Raw genomic sequence first — 5,560 nt, 5'->3', positions numbered from 1 at the left:
GCATATAATGGGAAAGACCAGCGTTTTCCTGCACGAGGGCGATTATACCCAGCACACCAAACTCGCTGTCTGGTTCGGCAATGAGAAACGGGGCATCAGCACCCTTGCGGTCGAGCGCAGCGAGATGTGCGTAGCAATTCCAATGTTCGGGATGATCGAGAGCCTAAACCTCGGAACCAGTTCGGGTATCGTACTCTACGAAATCGCGAAACAGCGACGCGAGTATCAGAGCAAATACCGCCGCGGTAGCCGGAAGGGAAAACGCGCTGAGCCACTACCTACTGTAATGCGTCGGGAAATTGGCGGCTTTGCTTCGAGCGAAACCGAAGGACAGACCTGAGCTGACGCGAAGCTCAACCGACCGTTGGCCGGCTCTACTTCCGTATAATGGCTCCGGATGTGCGGCTGTCGGCGGCGCGCTCGACCCGTTTCAGTTTGTGGGGCGATCTCGCCCCTACTCCAGAATGACCACGGCTTCCACCTCGAAAAGCATGGGGTCGATTGCAAGCTTGGGAACGGGAACCAGTGTCTGCGCCGGCAGCGCCTCGCCGAACATGTCCTTGACGTTCCTGGTCAACACATCGAGCTTGGACATGTCGTGGTCGACCACGAAGACCGTGAGCTTCGCCACCTGATCCGGCCTGGCGCCGATGCCCTCGAGCGCCGCATGCAAATTTGCGTAGGCCTGCTTAACCTGGACGGCGAAATCGGGTGACAAGGCTCCTGTGCTGTCTTGGCCGCCCTGCCCGGAGATGTAGGCAATCCGAGCTCCGCGCGGTGCGATCACGTCGGTGCTGTAGCCATTCGGCGACGGGTCGTAGAGCGTCTGTGGATTGACGATGGTCAGCTTGAGGTCGTTCCCAGTCGCTGTAGCCGCAGCGGAAACTGCCATGGTCATGATAATTAGCCCTCCGGTAAGCAGATGCTTGATTGCGCGTGACATGATTTCTCCTGGCTCTGCTGACTGCGAATAACGCACTCGCGGCCGGCATGAACTTTAACCAGATCGCCCATACGATGAATCGTGCGATGTACGAGTCATCGTATGGTACGTCGTACTAGTCAAGCGATCAGCGTCGACATTCCTGACGGTGCCTGCCAAAATCGACGTTCGGCCAGCAAGGAAGACAGATGGCAGCCAAACCCCGCAGTGCCAGCAAACGATCGCAACGGACAAAGCTTCCACCTATGCAGGAAGCGAGCAGCGAGCCGCCGCTGTCTCGAGAGCGTATCGTGGCGATCGCGGTGGAACTGCTGGACGCCCAGGGCATAGACGGAGTGACAATGCGTCGGCTGGCCGATCGCCTCGGCTCGGGTGTGATGAGCCTATACTGGCACGTCGACAACAAGGAGGATGTCTTTGATCTAGCACTCGATTCGGTGCTCGAATATCGCGCATCGCCCGAAACAGGTGAGTCTCCGGACTGGCGCGGAGACGTCGTTCATATGCTCGAAAGCTGGCGCGCCAGAATGTTGCGCCATCCTTGGTCGGCATCGCTGTTGCCGCGACGGGCGCTTGGCCCGAACATCCTCAGTCGCCTGGAAATGCTGAGCAAGACCTTGTCGAGAGCCGGTGTTGCGGACGCGGATCTCAACGCCGCGATTTGGTCGCTCTGGAACTATGTGATGGGCGCCACCCTCACCCGGGCAAGCTTCGACCTCTCGGAAGAAGACAGAGCAGCCGCACAGCCGCGTCTTACACATCTCAGCGAACACTACCCGACAATCGAACGCTCTCGTCTGCTGTTGGACAACGATTGGGACGGCACTTTCCGAAAAGGCCTGGACTTCCTGCTCGATGGCCTCTCGCCAAGATAGATTCCGACGGCTACGCTTGGAGCAGACCGGATGGCGCTGCTTTGCGCACGCCAGTTTGACGCAATAGCTTCCCCAATCCACATCATCACATTTGGCTCGCTGCCAAGGCGGCACAGGCAACGGGCAAGCCCGGATGCTCGATCCCATCGGCGGCGGTGGCTGGCGCGGCTGCATTGCAGCTGAATTGGTGCAACTGGCGATGTCGTTGTTACGCATTGCCAAACGCTGGCCGGAATCTCTCGATCTTTTGCGCAAACCTTTTTGCCTGACATGCGTTGTTTCCTCTCCAAGCCAAGGAGACGATCATGCAGATGAAGTCGGAAATAGCCGGTGAAGCGGCCAAGCAGCGCCATATCCAACGTGGCGTCGATGCCAAGGACAAATCGAAAGGCGATGGGAAGCAGCAAGGCGCCATGCAGGCTGGCGCCCGTGAATATCCCGAGCCCCCCTTCCCCGAGCAACATCAGCCCAAACCGGGGCACGAATGGGCACTAGAGCCGGAGCCTTTGTATGATGCGCCGTACTATCTCGGATCGAAAAAACTCGACCAAAAGGTAGCACTCATCACGGGCGGCGATTCCGGCATCGGCCGCTCGGTGGCGGTGTTGTTCGCCCGCGAGGGCGCCGACGTCGCGATCGTCTATCTGGCCGAGGACAAGGATGCTGAAGAGACCAAATCAGCGGTGGAAAAGGAGGGACGACGCTGCATCCTGGTCAAGGCCGATGTCAGCGAACGCAGCCACTGCCACAAGGCGGTCATGGAGACCGTTGAAAAATTCGGCCGCATCGACGTGCTGGTCAACAACGCCGCGTTCCAAATTCATTCCAGCGATTTCGGCGAGCTGACCGAAGAACATTTCGACACGACGCTGAAGACCAATCTTTACGGCTATTTTCATATGGCGCAGGAATCGGTGCCGCACATGAAACCCGGTTCGGCGATCATCAACACCGGTTCGGTAACCGGTATCGACGGTTCAAAACAACTGGTCGACTATTCGATGACCAAGGGCGGCATCCATGCCTTCACGCGGGCCTTGTCGGGAAATCTCATCGGCAAGGGCATAAGGGTGAATGCGGTCGCACCGGGGCCGGTGTGGACGCCGCTCAATCCGTCGGACAAGGAAGCCGACGACGTCTCGAAATTCGGCGCGGACACGCCAATGAAACGACCCGCGCAACCGGAAGAACTCGCGCCGGCCTATGTGTTCCTCGCTTCGCCGCACTGCTCGAGCTACATCACCGGCGAGATCTTGCCGGTCGTCGGAGGGTACTGAGGATGGCCGAAACGAAATCCGTAACCAAGGAGTAGGATGGATGGGCCGTCTACTTTTCATGGTGGCGCTCGCTTGCGTAGCGTACCGCATCTACACGGAAACAGCAGGATCTGCTCGGCATGTGCCGCAGGATGACGATGAGGCGCTGCGCCAGCAATCAGCGGCCTTGGGCGTCGACCCGTCTCGCTGACGGAGTGGAAACCTGCCGGCAATCCGGCCGGCCGAGTTACCAGCCGGCCGGATCGCAGCCTTATTCGGCTGCCTGCAGGTTGATCTTGCTTTCCGCCATTTCGGTGAGCTTGCGATCGGTCGCCTGTTCTTCCCTGAGGTTCTTGGTCAGCACATTGGCGCAGTCCGTGCGGCCAAGTTGCTTGGCCCAGGCGATGAGCGTGCCGTAGCGGGTCATCTCATAGTGTTCGACGGCCTGCGCCGAAGCAATCAGCGCCGCATCGAGAACCTCCTTGTCATCGACGTCACCGCTCACATCGTCGGCCTCCTCGAGAATGCCGTCGATTGCCGGACAGTTGACCTCCTTGGCCTTGACGCCATGCAACTCAAACACCTCTTCGACGCGCTCGATATGGCCTCTCGTCTGATCGAGGTGTTTTTCAAATCCGGCTTTCAATTGCGGGTCGGTTGCCTTGTCGATCATCTTCGGCAGCGCCTTCTCGATCTGCTTTTCGGCGTAATAGATGTCGCGCAGCGTGTGCACGAAGAGATCGTCGAGTGTCTTGATGTCCTTCGAAAAGAAGCCCATGGCCTTACCTTTCATTGCGCTTGGTGTGGATTTCGGCGACGGGGTTTGCACGCCGCCAGCAAAGACCGGGACGGTTCCCGGCTTGTCTGGTCAACGTACCGGCACCGAAGGAGTTCCTGATTTCCGAGGGCGAACCGCCCTTCTCCAGACCTGCGATCCGGTCGGTGGGGAGCCTTTGTCTCAATCGCACGTTCTAGCCGGGTAACCGGAACGAGAAGGGTCGGCGGAATGTATTTCATTGCATTGGCGGCAGACTATGACGGCACGCTGGCTCATGATGGGATCGTCGCCAAGAAGACGCTCGCCGCGCTTGAGCGGTTCAAGAAAAGCGGCCGCAAGCTGGTTCTCGTCACCGGGCGTGAACTGCCCGATCTCAAGCGCGTCTTTCCCGAGCTTAGCCTCTTCGACAAGGTCGTCGCTGAGAATGGCGCGATGATCTACACGCCGGCAAGCGAGGAAGAACGGGTGATCGCCCCATCGCCCGAGCCCAAATTCGTCGCCAGATTGAAGCGGCAGGGCGTCAAGCCGCTTTCGGTCGGGCGATCGATCGTCGCGACTTGGGAACCCCATCAGGCGACCGTGCTCGATATCATCAAGAAGATGGGTCTCGAACTGGAAATCATCTTCAACAAGGGCGCGGTGATGATCCTGCCGAGCGGCATCAACAAAGCCACCGGGCTCGCTGCGGCCCTTCAGGACCTTCGACTTTCGCCGCACAACGTCGTCGGCGTCGGCGATGCCGAGAACGACCACGCGTTCCTGCAGGCCTGTGGCTGCAGCGCCGCCGTCGACAATGCAATTCCGGCGGTCAAGGATACAGCCGACCTGGTCATGCGTGGCGCCCGCGGCAAGGGCGTGGAGCAATTAATCGCAAAGCTGATAAAGCGTGATCACGCGATAGTGCCGAAGCGCCATGACGGCATCGTTCTTGGATCGTCTGGCGGCGATGATGTCTACCTGTCGCCGAGCGACACGATCCTCATTGCCGGGAGTTCCGGCATTGGCAAATCCACCTTGGCCACCGCGCTGACGGAACGCTTCGTCGAAAGTGGTTTTCAGTTCTGCGTCTTCGATCCCGAAGGCGACTATGACGGCCTCGAAGGCGCCGTTCGCCTGGGCGACGGCTCAAGCGCGCCGACAAAGGCGCAGGTGCTGGATCTGATCGCCAAGGCCGACAGCAACATTGTCGTCAATGGATTGGCCCTGCGCGTCGACGAGAGGCCGGATTTCTTTGCCGACCTGCTGCCTGGCCTGAGCAGTTTCCGCCGGCGCACCGCGAGACCGCACTGGCTCGTCATCGATGAAGCGCACCATCTTCTGCCCAAGCGGCGCGACGATACGCGGGCGGTCCTGTCATTGGAATTGCCGGGCACAATCCTGATCACCGTTCACCCCGAGGCGATCTCGACAGACGCCTTGCGCCTTGTCACAGCCATCATTGCGCTTGGCCCCAAGGCGAAGGACGTGGTGAAGGTCTTCTGCAAGGAAACTGGCATTGAGCCGCCAAAGGACATTCCAACGCCCAAAGGCGCGCGCGTGCTGTTCTGGCGGCCGCAGTCGGGCAAGAAAGTCAAGACGGTCAAGGTGGTTGAACCACGTCAGTCACTCAAGCGGCACAGCCGGAAATATGCCGAAGGCCAGCTCGACGAAGCCGGCAGCTTCTATTTCCATGGCCCTGACAATGCGATGAACCTCAGGGCTCACAATC

General features: G+C 59.4%; 7 protein-coding genes. 5 read left to right on the top strand and 2 right to left on the bottom strand.

The features are described from left to right. Nucleotides 1-340: TrmH family RNA methyltransferase (locus tag EN984_RS20855; protein ID WP_127383921.1), on the top strand; the 340-nt coding region annotated here is incomplete at its 5' end. A gap of 114 nt (nucleotides 341-454) precedes the next feature. Here the strand turns inward: EN984_RS20855 and EN984_RS20850 are convergent. After that, nucleotides 455-943, bottom strand: a complete 489-nt coding sequence (locus EN984_RS20850; RefSeq protein WP_127268845.1) for a RidA family protein — start codon at nucleotides 941-943, stop codon at nucleotides 455-457. Between the two features lie 188 nt (nucleotides 944-1,131). Here EN984_RS20850 and EN984_RS20845 point away from each other — a divergent pair, with 188 nt between their 5' ends. The 3 genes from EN984_RS20845 (at nucleotide 1,132) to EN984_RS20835 (ending at nucleotide 3,095) form a co-directional block, all read left to right on the top strand. After that, nucleotides 1,132-1,818 (top strand): TetR/AcrR family transcriptional regulator C-terminal domain-containing protein, encoded by a 687-nt coding sequence (locus EN984_RS20845; protein WP_127268844.1) that lies wholly within the window; start codon nucleotides 1,132-1,134, stop codon nucleotides 1,816-1,818. Nucleotides 1,819-1,951: 133 nt separating this feature from the next. Continuing rightward, a complete protein-coding gene (locus tag EN984_RS20840) occupies nucleotides 1,952-2,152 on the top strand; it encodes a hypothetical protein (protein ID WP_127268843.1) in 201 nt (66 codons plus the stop codon). Then, on the top strand, nucleotides 2,124-3,095 hold the full coding sequence (locus EN984_RS20835) for an SDR family oxidoreductase (protein ID WP_127268842.1): 972 nt from the start codon (nucleotides 2,124-2,126) through the stop codon (nucleotides 3,093-3,095). Before EN984_RS20840 ends, EN984_RS20835 begins: the two co-directional genes overlap by 29 nt. Before the next feature lie 250 nt (nucleotides 3,096-3,345). On the opposite strand, the gene EN984_RS20825 is transcribed toward EN984_RS20835, so the two are convergent. Then, complete coding sequence (locus EN984_RS20825; protein ID WP_127272261.1) at nucleotides 3,346-3,852, bottom strand: ferritin-like domain-containing protein; 507 nt, start codon at nucleotides 3,850-3,852, stop codon at nucleotides 3,346-3,348. Between the two features lie 228 nt (nucleotides 3,853-4,080). Here EN984_RS20825 and EN984_RS20820 point away from each other — a divergent pair. Then, a partial coding sequence (locus tag EN984_RS20820; RefSeq protein ID WP_127383920.1) for an HAD-IIB family hydrolase occupies nucleotides 4,081-5,560 on the top strand: 1,480 nt, incomplete at its 3' end.

The organism is Mesorhizobium sp. M7A.F.Ca.CA.004.12.1.1 (assembly GCF_003997835.1).
Taxonomy (GTDB): domain Bacteria; phylum Pseudomonadota; class Alphaproteobacteria; order Rhizobiales; family Rhizobiaceae; genus Mesorhizobium.
Note: the sequence above shows the minus strand (reverse complement) of the source record. Positions and strands in the feature narration are given on the sequence as shown.

Excerpts from the sequence above, each read along its gene's own strand:
- EN984_RS20850 (WP_127268845.1), bottom strand. The coding sequence starts at position 943 with ATGTCACGCGCAATCAAGCATCTGCTTACCGGAGGGCTAATTATCATG.
- EN984_RS20845 (WP_127268844.1), top strand. The coding sequence starts at position 1,132 with ATGGCAGCCAAACCCCGCAGTGCCAGCAAACGATCGCAACGGACAAAG.
- EN984_RS20840 (WP_127268843.1), top strand. The coding sequence starts at position 1,952 with ATGCTCGATCCCATCGGCGGCGGTGGCTGGCGCGGCTGCATTGCAGCT.
- EN984_RS20835 (WP_127268842.1), top strand. The coding sequence starts at position 2,124 with ATGCAGATGAAGTCGGAAATAGCCGGTGAAGCGGCCAAGCAGCGCCAT.
- EN984_RS20825 (WP_127272261.1), bottom strand. The coding sequence starts at position 3,852 with ATGGGCTTCTTTTCGAAGGACATCAAGACACTCGACGATCTCTTCGTG.